This window comes from Ochrobactrum sp. C6C9 (genome assembly GCF_022627935.1).
Classification (GTDB): domain Bacteria; phylum Pseudomonadota; class Alphaproteobacteria; order Rhizobiales; family Rhizobiaceae; genus Brucella; species Brucella teleogrylli.
Genome location: NZ_JABXGB010000056.1, coordinates 1 through 13,658, shown reverse-complemented (window position 1 = coordinate 13,658; position 13,658 = coordinate 1). Strand labels below are relative to the sequence as shown.

The window sequence follows — 13,658 nt, the reverse complement described above, 5'->3', positions numbered from 1 at the left end:
GCACGAAGCCCAATCGAATATCGAAACTGTCTTGGCATTGTGACGTAAAAACAGTCCAAGTTTTTATCCGCACCCCCTGACGCACATTTGCTGCCGTGCAGGTCTACGACGCACCGATCAACCGCGCCTGCAGGAGATCGAGTTTTGCTCTTCCGTACATCTGGCGCTTAATGAGCTTTAAGCGTGTGATCTGTCCTTCCGTTTGCCCATTTGACCACGGTGATATGATTGCATTCCTGACGGCGTCGAGGTCTTTTTCGACGCCGCCGGCAAACGATCCGACCAAGCTGTCCTTAGCGGCTTCCAACCACTCGTCGAGCTTCCGCGCTGTCTTCGAGCGGATCATGGACTGGAAATCACCAATGGCAGTACGGGCGACCACAAGGTCCGGGACGTTCACTTCGATCGCCGCCACCAGGATCGCTTCGGATTTTGCAAGGTCGTCGCGCGCGGTGGTCATGAGCCGTGCGATAACCCGTGCGGACGGCGTTCTGGCGAGCCCGCTCTGATTGGCCTTTTCCGCAAGACGTCGGCGTTGAGCCCATTGCGATACGACACTACTCTTTCCCACAAAGCCCTTCGTCTTCATCTCACGCCAGAGTGCCGAAGCGTTCCGTGCCCCCTTCTTCCCAGCGGCTGTTGAGCCAAGGCAACCAGCTATCCAGAGAACTGGGCCGCGTTCGGAACACGTCGAGACGCTGCTCCCTTAAAACGTCACGAACGAGCTTCCGGCTATGGCCGGTTTGCCGCACAATCTGCCGTTCGGAGAGTGGAACCGGGTCTTTCCAGATCCTGCCATGACACTCGCAGCAGTAGACCGGCTTGTGCACCATGCCACGATCTTCGAGATGAATGTCGAAAGTTATCGCCGCAGAACCGCGCTTGAAGAAAAACGCCAGCGGGGCCGACCGGCCTCGTTTGCGACAATCAGGACCTCAACGCTGTCTGTCGCGCAGCGGCAATCAGAAAACGAAGAAGAACTTGTCAACGGCAATCAGCATGATAATTTGATCCAGACCGCGACCTAAGAATCTCATCCAGATTGTCGCAAGCGTCTCATCCTGATTGTCGCGCTATAGACTTGAGCCGCAGATTGCTCGAGCGATCATTGAGGATGCTCACCAGACCTGCCCTTATTCGAAAGCAACGCGTGGAAACATAGCAGTCGAACTGGATCTCACCTGAGTTCCGGTTCGCAATAACGGAGGTTGAGATGAAGATTTTCATTATCGCCGTAATGGCTTTCGCAACGCTTGCCACTGCGTGCCCCTACGATCTCACGTCTCAAGAGCCGTCTCCTCTTACCGGTCTGCTCGCATTGACAGCCGGTCCGGGTAAGCTCTGACAATTACAGGACTCATCGGCGCCGGAAGCCGGCGCCGATGATATTCATATGGCAGGACAAACGAACGTCAGGGTATGAGCAGGAGTTTGCCGGTTGTAGCCCGGCTTTCCGTATCCGCATGAGCCTGGCGGGCATCGGCAAGTGCATAAGTGTTGCCGATCATGGCCTTCAGCGAACCGTCCTCAATCCAGTCAAAAAGTTGCTTGCTTCGGGACCGTAAGAGTTCGGTAGTGGGGATGTGATCGAAGAAGGTGGCGTAGCCGATCTCGATGCTTCTCGGCAGGCTCATAAGATCGAGCGGACCGGGCCCGCCCAGTACCGGTCCGTACCAGCAAAAAGTACCGGAACGACAGAGTGAGGCGAGGGAGTCTTGGAAAGTCTTCGGTCCCGATCCGTCGTAGACGACGTTGACACCCACCCCATCCGTACGATGCAAGACTTCATTTGCGAACTGTCCGTCCCTGTCGATAATGACATGATTTGCTCCGGCCGCTTTGACAATCGCCGCTTTTTCCGGGGATGAGACGCGCCCGATGACATGACCGCCGCGCCGCTTGATGATTTGCGTCAGGAAAAGCCCCACGCCACCCGCAGCTGCGTGCACCAAAGCGATGTCGCCAGGCTGAACCGGATAAAAGTCTGTCGCGAAATGGCTTGCCGTGAGCCCCTGCATCATGATGGATGCTGCTATGCGATCGTCCACTATATCCGGAATTCTCACAAGGGAAGTTGCTGATATTGAGATGTATTCGGAATAGCTTCCAGGGCCGTAGATCCAGGCGACACGATCATCTGGCGCAAATTCGTCCACGCCGCTGCCCACTGCGACCACATAGCCCGCGCCTTCAACGCCGAGCACCTTCGGGTTTGGCACATCAGTCCAGGTCGACCCCTGCCTTACCCCTATATCCATGAAGTTTACGCCCGCCGCCGCAACTTTGACGACGACATGTCCATGTTCCGCTGAGGGAAAGGGCGCTCGACCGTTTCCATTACCTCGGTCCCGCCGAATTCCCTCATAACAACTGCTTTCATGACTATATCCTTTCTGGACTGATCGTTCCATAATTGGCCAAATTGTTTTGGATGTTCAGCTGATTGCGCGCAAAGCCATTGTTCCTAAAGATTGAAGATGTTTCTGATCGGCACCCCCGCGTGCCGCGATCCGGATGCCGGAAAAATTGGCGATCATAAAGTCCGCGATTTCCGGTGAAGACACCTGATCTGTCAGGTCGCCGTCCGCCTCTGCTTCCGCAATACGCCGCTTCATTGCTTCCTTCAGACGCCGGTCCGCAGCCTGATGCACGGCAATTAGGTCCGGTCGAGTTTGACCGAACTCACAGATAGAACTAACTCCCAGACATGGCCTGTTCGCTTCATCCACTACGCGCCAGACTATAGCGCGAATTCCATCAATCGCGCGCATTTCGGATACGAGGGTGTCGATATGGGCCGCAGCTTCGCTATTTAAATACTGTTCCACCGCTGATCGATAGAGCTGCCATTTATCGCCGAAGGTGTCATAAAGGCTCTGCCGGCCCACCTTCATCGATTTTATAAGCATTTCCGTCGAAGTGCCTTCGAATCCATGTTCTCTAAAGACATTGATGGCGGCTTTGAGCGCTTCATCTCTATCGAATTCTTTTGATCGTGCCATGTCGGCAAGATAGGAATTCTGGAATGAACTGTCAAGAATAAGGAATGCGAATGATTACGTTGTGTTTCTACGCGACTAGAAGCCGATAAAGCCGATGGGGCGAATGCAGTTTTTACCTCATTTTAAATGAAACTTCGGCCCTCGTCGTCAGTTTGGACGCTCATTCAGGCCACAGCCATGCGCCTGTTTACGGCGTGGCTCGCTTCGGCAGGCGCATACCCCGTCAGCTAAACGGCTGGCGGGGTTCAATATTCTGCAGCGCCCGCGTAACGTAACACTAATTGATAAAATTTGCTTTTTAGCGGTCGCTAATAAGGTAGAGTTACGCCTTTAGTATTAGGAGGCTGACATGCCGTTTTTCAACGAAGCGAGCCGAATATATACACCTGTCGAAGTCGATTTCCTGCGTAGCTGCTTCACGTATGCAGCAGTGATCCTCGAGGAAAGCGACCGGAATTATTCGGCCAGTGAACTCGCATCCTGCGTCATGATGCTCTACGAGCATGGTTTGCGTGATCGAAATTATCTTTGCGAACTCGCTGCCAGGCTTGCCCATCAGAAGTATGTTGTTCGACATGACATAACCGCAATGCATGCCAACTCCAACGATACCGAGGGAACCTTTTCCTAAGAACGTGGTTCGTATTCGTTGGTGTCGGCTGCCGGTTTAACCAAGCTTGGAAGACTGACGCCTACCCCGCCTCCGTTGCACCGCTGAGGCGGGGTATTTTTTTTGGTGGCGATAATAAATTGAGGAAGATGCGTTTCGATTAAATATATGTAATTGATTGTTATTTCGCTGTTGAAGACGACCGCAGCGGCAGTCATTCTGATGAACAAGGTCATGGATACTGGCGCGCTGTCGAAATTGGATATCCAGATTGTTGCTCTATTTTCTTCCGATATAGTCGGCCTGCCGTCGTCCTTTATCTGTCTGATCGTCCGAGAGACGGCTTCTCGGGCGCTAGCGCGAAGCAATGTCGGAATGTACGAATGCTGCGCGCGACCCCAGCGGGGTTGGGAGACGCCGCTGGGGTTTACACTTTTTAAGCATTCAGTATAAAAACCGCCTTATTGGCTCCGAGGGAATTGTGGCCTGTCGCGCCGGCATGATCAAGCCATGGATCGTTCAATTGTGTATGGGGAACGCAAATGAGTTGGATCATATTGGCTGAAGCCGTACTGACATCTATTTTAGCACTAATTGCTCTTGCGATGATCTGGCAGGGGAAACGCTAGAATTTGACGGCTGGACGTCGTCTTGGGCGAAATTTGTGCGGAATCAGGCTAGTCCGCTACCGCTGCGCGGATTTACTTTTTTAAGCGTTTAAGTAAAATTTTATCCGTCAATTGGAGAGAACCGAACTTGCCCGCCCCCATGAGTGGCGGGCTTTTTTTGGGATAACTCCGAGCAAAGGGGTTGTTCATCGACGAGGCAAGAGTCATTACCGCTCGATCTTCCCTAAGACAAAGGTAGTTTAGACAATGCTAATACGATGGTCCGGTTTCGGCATGGTCTCAGTTTTCGTGCTGATCGTAGGTATGCTGGGCGCGACTTTTCTGCTGCGACCGTATTTTATGCAGAGCATGGCACTTCACCCCGCCGCCTACGTCGCCAACGGTATCGGCCTAATCTTTGGCGCGGCCGTGAATTTGTTGGTCGCGGTGGCTTTTAAGAAAGTCTCTGATAAAACCTATCACAGCTTCATGGGCATTAGCATGCTTGGCTGGTCGGTGATCGGCGTGGTCGGAGGCATTGCTCTGGCGGGATACGGCTATAGCCAATAACGTACTGCGATGCAGGCGTTAATCGCCTGACTTGGTGTACGTTAGCGTACGGAAATTCACGCAACCCCTTGTCCAATGAGTTGGGCACGTTATTTGCGAAATTGCGTATGGCTTTCCAAGCTGATGGCAATTCCATGCGCAAGCCCTGATCAGTACCTTACACCCTACTGATCAGGGCTCATTATTCAATTTATACGAGCCCAATGAACATTTTCCCGTCTTGCGAGTTCTGTCGCCGGGAGGACCACGTATGATCTGGTTTGTTTGGTTTATTGGCGCGATGATGGTGTCGCTGTTCGCGCTCATAGGTTTCATGGTCTGGACTGAAAAGAATAGAGATTGAGATGTTCGATATTACAATCTCAGATCGTATAGTCGTGTTGGGTATCGTTGTTGCCGCGTTATTCGCTGCGTGCTTTTTGTTATCACGGCTTACGCGCTAATTACTGTTTATAGCGACGAGGGAGCGGGCTTTCGCCCGCTCAAGATTTAAAGATAACGGCTACGTTCCCGTTCGATTTCCTCTTCGGTATAAGGATCAGCGTTCGCGTCGAACCGTTGCCAGCCTTCCTGGACATAGAGTTTGCCTCGGGCATTGATATCCACCGGATTGGCACCGGCCAAAATAGCGTCGGCTTCCGACACACGTTCATCCGCAATACGAGCGGTCACAAGTGAGCCACCGCGACGAACGCCTTCAGCGTATAAGTGAGCGTCTTCTTCCGATACACCGCTCTCCGTAAGAGCCCCGATGAGACCACCGGCGACACCCCCGACAACTGCGCCTCCGACTGCTCCGGTCAATGTTGCTGCGAGCCAACCTGCGGCGACGACTGGTCCAACGCCTGGGATCGCCATGAAGCCCAGCCCTGTCAAAAGACCACCGGCACCGCCGACAGCCGCACCTAGACCTGCACCGACCCCTGCGCCGGAGCCGGCATTACTCTCGCTGTCATCGTCGCGGTGGTGGGAAACAATGGAAATGTCGTCTGACGGGAACCCGGCGTTTTCGAGCCGTGCCACAGCATCCTTGGCTGCTTCGTAATTGTCAAATAATCCGGTAACGGTTTTCATAGAAATCTCCCATGTTCAAATGGTGGATGGAAGCCAAACCTTCACATTGGCTTCTTTGTGACATTGCCCTGGTAGTCAAGCTGGACGTCCAGCTTCTCGTTACCTTTCATGGCAGAGGCTTCCCAGATGCCGTTTTCTTCGTCCAATTTGAGGCCGCTTACGCCTGTGTATCCTGCCTCCTCAATCCTTGATTTGGCTTGAGCTTCTGTAAAGCTGTTGGCGCCCTTAACCGGCGCGTCTGGATTGTTGCTATCAGGCGTTGCCACCGCTGGAGTTTCCGGAGAGGTTTTGCCGGTGTCCTGAGCGAACACAGCCGAAGGCGCGATGATACAAGCGCTCAAGAACGCTAACGTTCTGATTTTCATTGTATTTCTCCAGTGAAATAAGTAACAGACATGAAACTCCCGCTTGCGGCATAAGTTCCAAAAAAGTTTTCAAAGAGGCATTACCTAAGCTTCGCGTGACGATAAGTCATGAAGGCTATGGGTCAGCGAAAGCGTCTGTCGCTTGTTTCAGACCTTCGTATTTGAAACGATCCAGATGCCTTTGCATCAACGAACTCTTATTCCAAAATGAACGCTTTTCGACCGCGCAGGCAACCCAACGAAACATTGGGCCGCTTATTGGGTTCAGTTAGCCAACTGGCGCTGGAGCATCGCAGATGGACAAAAACACTCGACTGGATACCGAAGACCATGATCGAGCCACAATATCATTTCCTTTTGATCGAATGACAGTTCAGCGCTTTCGCAAGGAATTTCCCCGTGCACGATGGAGCGACTGGAACAAGGCATGGATCGTTCCTGGGAAAACGGCGTCTCGGCGCATTAATCGTTGGCTGGCTCGCGAGGCCTCACGCGCAAACCCCTCTGCAGAGGAAAAGGGGAGGGACGCCTATGAATTCGAGCCGATCCTCAGTACGTATTTGTCGGTCGACGGTGAAGGGTTACGAATTAAATCGCCATATTGGCGACGGCTGGTTGAAGAAATCCGTCAGATATCCTTCGCCCGATGGGACCATAATGCGAAAGTTTGGCGGGTGCCCTTTGCATCCTATGATGAGCTTGTCCAACATTGGGAGGCCATCGAAAACGAGGCTAGACGCAGCGAACCGGAGGAACGGCGGAAGCGCGCCGAAGCGCGTAAGGGAAGCGATGAAGAAAAAAGGGCACGTCGACGTGCGAACGAGCGCAGGCGACGACGAATTCCGCTCTCTGCCGACGCGTTGCCACCGCTCAATCGTCCCATTGCAACTGAGACCTATGGTATTATCGTTGTTAGGGAGATAACAGGCGAATTGGTGCACTGTGATACGATCGACGACATTTATCCCGGTCTCGACGGCGATTATGTTTGGGGGATCTGGTGCTTGCCCTCACTCGACGAACTCATTCGAAACTGGCCAAGGAAGAATGAACTAACAAACAAAGATCGAGAACGGGGGTGGTGGCATCCCGATATCGAACAATTACGCGAAGCGCGGCGATCGGCGCGGTCTTGTGAGCGCCGGGCGGCTACGCTTGTCTCAGATTAGCCGGCACCAAGCGGTAACTCAATCTCGATCATCACAGGCGCATGATCGCTCGTGTGAGGCCAGCTGCGCGGGTTGCGTCGCACGCTTGCCGATTTCAGGGCCGGTGCCAGAGCGGGACTAAGAAGGAGATGATCGATGCGCAACCCAGCATCGCGTTCGAAGGAATTGCGCCAATATTTCCAGAACGTGTAAATACGCTCTTTTGGATGAAGAGACCGGACCGCGTCCGTCCAACCTTGTGCAACCAGTTGTGCATATGCTTTTCTAACTTCGGGCCGAAACAAAGCGTCGTCGCGCCAGCGCTCCGGCGCGTAGACATCGAGATCGGTCGGCATAACATTGAAATCGCCAGCGAGCACTATGGGTATATCGAGTGTCAGCAACTCAGCCGCATAATCGTGCAGCCGTTGAAACCAGCTCAGCTTGTACTCGAATTTTGGCCCAGGAACGGGATTGCCGTTCGGAAGATAGAGAGAGCCGACTAGTACGCCTCCAACCGCTGCCTCGAGATAGCGGCTCTGCGTGTCATTGAGTTCGCTTGGAAGTCCACGTCGCGTGACAACCGGGGTCCTTCCTCTCGCCAGAATTGCCACCCCATTCCAGCTTTTCTGGCCTTGCCAAACCGCGTCATATCCAATTTTTTCCAGCGCTTTGATCGGGAATTTTTCGTCCGGCGTTTTCAGCTCCTGTAAACAGACAATGTCTGGCGTATCTTCTTCAAGCCAGCGCAATAGGACGGCCAACCTTCCGTTTACGCCGTTAACATTATAGGTAGCAATCTTCATCCAACACACCTCATCAGCGGAACTGGCAAAGCAGGCTCTCTCGAAGTCAGCTGATCATTGCGGCCCAAATGCTCTCACGCAGCTGACGATGGGAACAGCGCGCCCGCTATCCTGGAAAGATCGCTCTTACGCGCGCTCATTACAAATTTGGCAATGGGTTCGCCGACATGGCTGGAAATTTCCAATAGGGCAAATATGAATGGTATCATTTTATCTTCCAGATAAGTAATCAGTGGCGTGACGGCAGCAGGCTTCAGAGCGACATCGAAAATGACTGCATCGACCGACAGGTGTTCGATAACGTCAATTGCTTGATCAGACGTACCAACAGGCCCGAGCGGAACCGCGCCAGATTTCTTCAATTTCGCTTCTATTTCTTCCGTCAGCAATAACCCGTTCTCGAAGAATAAAATGCGCTTTCCCACGACTGAACTGAGTGCCTGCTCGTTTGAAATGTTAATCACGCTCTCTGCCGTTTCGTGGCTTCTAAAGTTTCCGATGGGTCGCAAACGCCGATAGGCGACAGTGCCTGTTAATTGGCGGATTCTTCCTCACCATCGGGCGTTCACACCGATAAGCTGTTAAGTAGAATCGCTGATTAACCCATCAAATCGCAGCGTCTTCACTTTGATCTGTCAAGTAACTAATTGTTCAAACTTTCCAACTCGCGGATTGTTTCGCTTTAAATGCGGACGAGAGCCTATGACGCCGTTCACACGGCAATTTACCGGCGTTTGAGTGGATCGCAGACGGACTTTTCCAAGTAAATACTGTCGCCCAAAAAGGATGCCTCTGCCTCGACGGGGTGGTAAAAGGCAGGGCAGGTGCCGGCTTCCGAGCTTTCATAAGCTCTGTCTGATACCAGCGAATTTGAACCGCTCGGCACACCCAAGATCGACGTCACCGGTGGTATCGGAAGCTCATTGCGCCGGTATTTCCTGTATTCTAGAACACTACCCTCAATCGATATCAAACTCGGTGTCAACAACCGCGCTGTGAACCTCATAGACGACGTTGTAGATCGCGTGCTGCGCATCGGGCCTGTAAATGAACGTGGCCTGATAGCGCGGACCTATCGGCAAGCTGGCGCCGATCAATGTTGCAAGCCTCTCATCTGAAGCGCCATGGCGCTCCTGAAAGTCCCACGGATATTAGCTCTCACTGAGCCGTAAACTATGCCTCCCCCTCCAATAGGGGGCGGACTCGTGGGTAGAGGACGACAATCTGCGTACTGTGGCGGCTCGAATGCGTTACCGTAGACAGTGTTGTCATATTTGCTGTCATTTATGATTTACCTATTGTCACGAAAGGTACTCGGCCCCACGCAGGTGCGCGCCCAGCTCCGGCCGCCTTCAGCAGCGCGGCTGCGCCGGAAACCGCAGCATCGAGCCGAAGGGTAATCTTCAAAAAGGGAGGCATTGGAAGGGTCATGAACTTTTCCGTTGATTGGAACCCAGATTGGCCGCTCCAAAACCGCGTCAACCGCGTCGAAAAAAGATGACCACGAACGCAGCCGTTGGCGATTGCGCCCGGCGTAATAGGAAATTGGGGCTTCGGCATATAGGTTCTGATGATAAAAACCGCCAGTTGGAGAAGCGACGATGAACATCATGCAGACGGGCGCAGGCACATTGATAAGGGAATGGCGGCAGCGCCGCCGCATGAGCCAGCTTAGCCTCGCGCTGGAGGCCGAGATTTCACAGCGCCATCTGAGTTTCGTGGAGAGCGGGCGCTGTGCACCCTCACGTGAGATGGTGCTACGGCTGGCCGATCAGCTATCGGTGCCGTTGCGCCAACGTAACCGGTTGCTGGTGGCGGCCGGATTCGCGCCGATTTATGGCGAACGCGCACTGGAGGACGGCGCTCAAGCCTGCGTTGACGGCGGTTGAGATGGTGCTGAAAGCCCATGAGCCCTATCCGGCCATCGCCGTTGATAAGGGCTGGAACATGGTGCTCGCGAATGCCGCGATTGCGCCGCTCCTCAAAGGCGTGGAGGAGCCCGCACTGCTCAGCCCTCCGGTCAACGTACTGCGGTTGAGCTTGCATCCCAAAGGGCTGGCGCCATTCATCGCAAACTTCGACGAATGGCGTACACATTTGATCGAGCGTCTGAGAATACAGATCGACGCGACGGCCGATCCCGCACTGGAAACACTTGAGAAGGAGCTCTCCGCCTATCCCGGTCGGCCACGCGCCAACCCTCAACCTTATGATGTGGCCGCTAACATCGCCGTACCGCTGCGGCTCAGGATCGACGGCGAGTTACTATCTTTCATCAGCACCATCACTGTGTTCGGCACGCCGCTCGACGCCACGCTTTCAGAACTGGCGGTCGAATCCTTCTTTCCGGCGGATGGGGAGACCGGGGAGATATTGCGCCGGTTGACCGCAAGGTCGTAAAGCCGATTGAAGGCCTTGCCTGTGGGGGCGATGTACACCGATCATAGGGTGCATGCTTCGGCGATCGACAGGCTGTTTTCGTAGAGGCGGTGCCGCGTGATACGACCCTCCACGACCGTGAGATGAAGCGCGAAAGGGCCATCGAAGGATTTTCCCGTCATGCGTACGGTTCCTGAGATATGCCCCATCAAAACAGCGTCACTGCCATCGACCAGAAAAGTGTCGATAGAGGCACGCGCATGCTCGGCCACGGTATATTCCATCAATTCTGTGAATTGGGCTGCACATTCGGCAGCGCTTGACCGCCTTCGAATCCACGGAACGACGGGATTTTTGGCGAGCTGCCAGTCGACCTCATCGGCGAAGAGCGCGGCCAGCCGTTCCGTATCCCCGACCAGCCTGGCGGCAAGGAATTCCTGCACCACGGCGCGAGGTAAGGTCAGCGACCGAATTCACTCCGGTGAAGGCATGATCCATAGGGTTAGATTTGATGGACATTTTGGTCTCCTTTGCTTCGGTGCAATCCCGACGAGAGCACCTCGTGGATGTGATACTGCCAAAGCAAGGGAAGGTGATCGATTACCCCAGAGATAATACGCGGCAGAAATCGCACGTAACGAAAGGGCAGTTCAGGTGCAAGGTCTCTTTGAGAGCCGTCACTTCCGCTCGTGAACGGCTAACACGAAGTTCGGAAACGGTCCGATCGCGAAATATCTTCCCATTGATCGTCGGAATGAATTTCGGGCATGCTCAAACCCGACGGACTACCACACTTCAAGACAGTCACGACGGGTTAGGAAACGTATAGGCAATTATGTGGCCGAGAAGTGCAAGAATGGACCTTCATGTGCCTTGACACAGTTCGAACTCCGTTATTTATACGATGTATAATTATGGGGGTTTGTAATGGTCACTGGACACGTCTTTATCGCCACGAGCCTCGATGGGTTTATTGCCCGTGAAAACGGGGATATCGACTGGTTGCTTGAGCACGATCAGGCTGGGGAGGATCATGGGTACGACGACTTCATTAGAGATATCGATGTCATTGTGATGGGGCGGGGCACATACGAAGCGGTCCGAAGCATGGGCGAGTGGTTCTATACCCGGCCAGTAGTGGTCCTATCCGAACAGCTTGCATCACAAGAGGTGCCCTACGAGCTCACCGGAAAGGTCCGCTTTTCAGACAAATCGCCCAGTAGCATGATGGAAATGCTGACGTCCGAAGGCGCTCAACGCGCCTATGTGGATGGCGGGCGCATCATTCAATCGTTCCTGGAACTGGATATGATAAATGACATGGTGATCACGAGAGTGCCGATCTTGCTTGGTACTGGGCGCCCTCTTTTTGGTGGGAGGCAGCGCGATGTGGCCCTTGCGCACAAGGACACAAGGGCCTTCCCTTCTGGATTGGTCCAGTCTCGTTACGAGGTTATGAAATGATGGCAAGGGGGCGAGGGAGGCCAACAGCGAACGAAAAGTGCGTTTCGCCGGAGAGCATTCTGTCCGGGGCTTTGGACATACTCAATGCCGACGGTCTCGACGGTCTGACCATGCGCGCACTGGCAAGGCGTGTGGGCATCAATCCCATGACAATCTATCACCATTTCAAGGATCAGGATGGACTTATCAAAGCGCTTGCGGAGCATGTGTATGCTGACGTTGCGGCTCCTGAAACAGGTGAAGCTCTTGCGCGCGCCCACGGACTTCTCACAGCCTACTACTTAAAGGTTGTTCTCTACCCAGCCCTGACCTTGGCCATATTTGCGCGGCCAGCGGTTTTTCCCGATCATGCTATGAGGATCACCAATGAGCTCACCCGCTTGTTGAGCGAGCGCAACAACGCAGCTCGTTGGACGCACATACTGGTCGACTACACGCATGGTGCCGCTCTCGCCGTGGCGAGCCACGGTCGACGCGGCGAATACCAGCTCGCAAACGAAGTCGTGCTCAAGGATTTTGAAGTTGGACTTGCAGAATTACTAGCGGCGTTTGGGGAGTTTCGCGATCATCATCGTGATTAGATCGAGCACATCAGCCGTCGAGGTGCCTGGTTCAAAGCGCTTTGCGAGCGCGGAAGCGAAAGCAGACAGCTACGCTTAAACTTGTTGTCCAAGTGGCGGTTGCTTCAACCGCGTCTAACGCTCTTCTTATCGCAGCAACGGGGCCGGAAGCGATCATAGAATTCTGTCTGCTTCTATCGCGGATTTTTCGGTTGCAATCAACATACTGAGAGCTGGTGCCTGTAGGCAGCATGCCCTGACGGATGTGATGGAGAGGTTGTAAAGCCAAAAGCGTACGGTTTGCGCAAAACCACGCCTCAGTCGCTTGCATCGCCACTTTTGCGCGAAGACCGGGAATCCTGCTCGGTGCTCCGATCCAGCATCGGAAGGATGAAGATAATAAGAATTACGAGCCCGAATGCGCCGTAAAAAATTAAATCGGACAGCGGGGTCGACTTATCGCCCTGTTTGGCTGCTCTTGCGGCTGGACTATCAAAAGGACTGAGTGCCAGATACCATGGCCTTGGCTGCAAAGTTGTGGGTTGGCAGCTGAGTTCGGAATTGTATGATCGGTGACAGCGCCTGACTTCGCCGGTCCAGTGATTTGTCAGCAACACGGTTTCACGATCAATCCGCTCGTGGTCATGTTCGAGTTGCATGTAGCTAATCAGCAAGCCCATGCAAAGTAGCGAAATGATCGGCACCGCAATTCTATTCATCAATAGCACTGGCCTTTGCTGCATGTTCATAGTCCAAGGCATTGTGAAAGAATCTTGATGGGATGTCCAAAATAGCGAACCAAGGTTGCCATTTCCCGCATTCGAGGCAAAACGGGTGACCCGCATGACTGGTCACCCGTTTGAAAGCTGTAATGGTCCAGGGGAGGGCGATGAGCCATACTATTGCCCTTAAGCTTTGCCGAGACGTTTGCGCAGTTCAGCGTTTTCGGCACGCAACATAATGGCCAGTTCTTTACGCAACTTGAGGTTTTCCGCTGACGTTGCCCCCAAGTTTTATCCAGTTTTGAGTTCGCTCCAGCGGTTTTGGGTTGCTGTATTCGGGGCGGTAGGGG

14 protein-coding genes and 5 pseudogenes are annotated in these 13,658 nt (G+C 53.6%); 9 read left to right on the top strand and 10 right to left on the bottom strand.

The window, feature by feature from the left end; genetic code table 11:
* Positions 1-103: 103 nt before the first annotated feature.
* The gene (locus tag HWD97_RS23315) at positions 104-589 is read right to left on the bottom strand and encodes a transposase (protein ID WP_371835714.1); all 486 of its coding nucleotides are present in this window, start codon (positions 587-589) and stop codon (positions 104-106) included.
* Between the two features lie 163 nt (positions 590-752).
* Here HWD97_RS23315 and HWD97_RS23310 point away from each other — a divergent pair.
* The 3 genes and pseudogenes from HWD97_RS23310 to HWD97_RS23300 all read left to right on the top strand — a co-directional run.
* Positions 753-1,028 (top strand): annotated as a pseudogene (locus tag HWD97_RS23310) (ATP-binding protein); the annotation flags it as partial.
* Between the two features lie 52 nt (positions 1,029-1,080).
* Positions 1,081-1,185 (top strand): annotated as a pseudogene (locus tag HWD97_RS23305) (peroxiredoxin); the annotation flags it as partial.
* 28 nt (positions 1,186-1,213) lie between these two features.
* A complete protein-coding gene (locus tag HWD97_RS23300) occupies positions 1,214-1,345 on the top strand; it encodes a hypothetical protein (RefSeq protein WP_255481881.1) in 132 nt (43 codons plus the stop codon).
* Between the two features lie 67 nt (positions 1,346-1,412).
* On the opposite strand, the pseudogene HWD97_RS23295 reads toward HWD97_RS23300, so the two are convergent.
* Positions 1,413-2,380, bottom strand: a pseudogene (locus HWD97_RS23295) (quinone oxidoreductase).
* A 55-nt stretch (positions 2,381-2,435) separates the two neighbouring features.
* Positions 2,436-3,002: a TetR/AcrR family transcriptional regulator gene (locus tag HWD97_RS23290; RefSeq protein ID WP_319081325.1), complete on the bottom strand. Its 567-nt coding sequence runs from the start codon at positions 3,000-3,002 to the stop codon at positions 2,436-2,438.
* A 349-nt stretch (positions 3,003-3,351) separates the two neighbouring features.
* On the opposite strand from HWD97_RS23290, the gene HWD97_RS23285 reads away from it, so the two are divergent.
* Together HWD97_RS23285 and HWD97_RS23280 are read left to right on the top strand one after the other, a co-directional pair.
* Positions 3,352-3,633, top strand: a complete 282-nt coding sequence (locus HWD97_RS23285) for a hypothetical protein (RefSeq protein WP_109365645.1) — start codon at positions 3,352-3,354, stop codon at positions 3,631-3,633.
* A gap of 881 nt (positions 3,634-4,514) precedes the next feature.
* Entirely contained in the window at positions 4,515-4,790 is a 276-nt protein-coding gene (locus HWD97_RS23280) for a hypothetical protein (RefSeq protein ID WP_109365647.1), read from the top strand.
* 489 nt (positions 4,791-5,279) lie between these two features.
* Here HWD97_RS23280 and HWD97_RS23275 read toward each other — a convergent pair whose 3' ends face one another.
* Together HWD97_RS23275 and HWD97_RS23270 are read right to left on the bottom strand one after the other, a co-directional pair.
* On the bottom strand, positions 5,280-5,864 hold the full coding sequence (locus HWD97_RS23275; RefSeq protein ID WP_109365648.1) for a general stress protein: 585 nt from the start codon (positions 5,862-5,864) through the stop codon (positions 5,280-5,282).
* 41 nt (positions 5,865-5,905) lie between these two features.
* Entirely contained in the window at positions 5,906-6,229 is a 324-nt protein-coding gene (locus HWD97_RS23270; RefSeq protein WP_319081149.1) for a PepSY domain-containing protein, read from the bottom strand.
* 296 nt (positions 6,230-6,525) lie between these two features.
* Here HWD97_RS23270 and HWD97_RS23265 point away from each other — a divergent pair, with 296 nt between their 5' ends.
* Positions 6,526-7,398, top strand: a complete 873-nt coding sequence (locus HWD97_RS23265; protein WP_319081148.1) for a hypothetical protein — start codon at positions 6,526-6,528, stop codon at positions 7,396-7,398.
* Here HWD97_RS23265 and xth read toward each other — a convergent pair.
* Positions 7,395-8,183 carry an exodeoxyribonuclease III gene (xth, locus tag HWD97_RS23260; RefSeq protein ID WP_283735485.1) on the bottom strand — a complete coding sequence of 263 codons (789 nt, stop codon included), beginning with the start codon at positions 8,181-8,183 and terminating at the stop codon, positions 7,395-7,397. The two genes, HWD97_RS23265 and xth, sit on opposite strands and share 4 nt — an antisense overlap.
* Positions 8,184-8,257: 74 nt before the next feature.
* Positions 8,258-8,647, bottom strand: a complete 390-nt coding sequence (locus tag HWD97_RS23255) for a transcriptional regulator (RefSeq protein ID WP_319081147.1) — start codon at positions 8,645-8,647, stop codon at positions 8,258-8,260.
* Between the two features lie 1,137 nt (positions 8,648-9,784).
* Here HWD97_RS23255 and HWD97_RS23250 point away from each other — a divergent pair.
* Positions 9,785-10,583, top strand: a pseudogene (locus tag HWD97_RS23250) (helix-turn-helix domain-containing protein).
* Between the two features lie 41 nt (positions 10,584-10,624).
* Here the strand turns inward: HWD97_RS23250 and HWD97_RS23245 are convergent.
* Entirely contained in the window at positions 10,625-11,005 is a 381-nt protein-coding gene (locus HWD97_RS23245; protein WP_176588814.1) for a nuclear transport factor 2 family protein, read from the bottom strand.
* A gap of 484 nt (positions 11,006-11,489) precedes the next feature.
* Between HWD97_RS23245 and HWD97_RS23240 the strand changes: the two genes are divergently transcribed.
* Together HWD97_RS23240 and HWD97_RS23235 are read left to right on the top strand one after the other, a co-directional pair.
* Positions 11,490-12,026, top strand: a complete 537-nt coding sequence (locus tag HWD97_RS23240; protein ID WP_109365651.1) for a dihydrofolate reductase family protein — start codon at positions 11,490-11,492, stop codon at positions 12,024-12,026.
* On the top strand, positions 12,023-12,607 hold the full coding sequence (locus tag HWD97_RS23235; protein WP_109365652.1) for a TetR/AcrR family transcriptional regulator: 585 nt from the start codon (positions 12,023-12,025) through the stop codon (positions 12,605-12,607). Before HWD97_RS23240 ends, HWD97_RS23235 begins: the two co-directional genes overlap by 4 nt.
* A 296-nt stretch (positions 12,608-12,903) precedes the next feature.
* On the opposite strand, the gene HWD97_RS23230 is transcribed toward HWD97_RS23235, so the two are convergent.
* Positions 12,904-13,431: a hypothetical protein gene (locus HWD97_RS23230; RefSeq protein ID WP_146200152.1), complete on the bottom strand. Its 528-nt coding sequence runs from the start codon at positions 13,429-13,431 to the stop codon at positions 12,904-12,906.
* Positions 13,432-13,494: 63 nt separating this feature from the next.
* Positions 13,495-13,581 (bottom strand): annotated as a pseudogene (locus HWD97_RS23225) (transcriptional regulator); the annotation flags it as partial.
* Positions 13,582-13,658 lie beyond the last annotated feature (77 nt).

Excerpts from the sequence above, each read along its gene's own strand:
- HWD97_RS23315 (WP_371835714.1), bottom strand. The coding sequence starts at position 589 with ATGAAGACGAAGGGCTTTGTGGGAAAGAGTAGTGTCGTATCGCAATGG.
- HWD97_RS23300 (WP_255481881.1), top strand. The coding sequence starts at position 1,214 with ATGAAGATTTTCATTATCGCCGTAATGGCTTTCGCAACGCTTGCCACT.
- HWD97_RS23290 (WP_319081325.1), bottom strand. The coding sequence starts at position 3,002 with ATGGCACGATCAAAAGAATTCGATAGAGATGAAGCGCTCAAAGCCGCC.
- HWD97_RS23285 (WP_109365645.1), top strand. The coding sequence starts at position 3,352 with ATGCCGTTTTTCAACGAAGCGAGCCGAATATATACACCTGTCGAAGTC.
- HWD97_RS23280 (WP_109365647.1), top strand. The coding sequence starts at position 4,515 with ATGGTCTCAGTTTTCGTGCTGATCGTAGGTATGCTGGGCGCGACTTTT.
- HWD97_RS23275 (WP_109365648.1), bottom strand. The coding sequence starts at position 5,864 with ATGAAAACCGTTACCGGATTATTTGACAATTACGAAGCAGCCAAGGAT.
- HWD97_RS23270 (WP_319081149.1), bottom strand. The coding sequence starts at position 6,229 with ATGAAAATCAGAACGTTAGCGTTCTTGAGCGCTTGTATCATCGCGCCT.
- HWD97_RS23265 (WP_319081148.1), top strand. The coding sequence starts at position 6,526 with ATGGACAAAAACACTCGACTGGATACCGAAGACCATGATCGAGCCACA.
- xth (WP_283735485.1), bottom strand. The coding sequence starts at position 8,183 with ATGAAGATTGCTACCTATAATGTTAACGGCGTAAACGGAAGGTTGGCC.
- HWD97_RS23240 (WP_109365651.1), top strand. The coding sequence starts at position 11,490 with ATGGTCACTGGACACGTCTTTATCGCCACGAGCCTCGATGGGTTTATT.
- HWD97_RS23235 (WP_109365652.1), top strand. The coding sequence starts at position 12,023 with ATGATGGCAAGGGGGCGAGGGAGGCCAACAGCGAACGAAAAGTGCGTT.
- HWD97_RS23230 (WP_146200152.1), bottom strand. The coding sequence starts at position 13,431 with ATGCGGGTCACCCGTTTTGCCTCGAATGCGGGAAATGGCAACCTTGGT.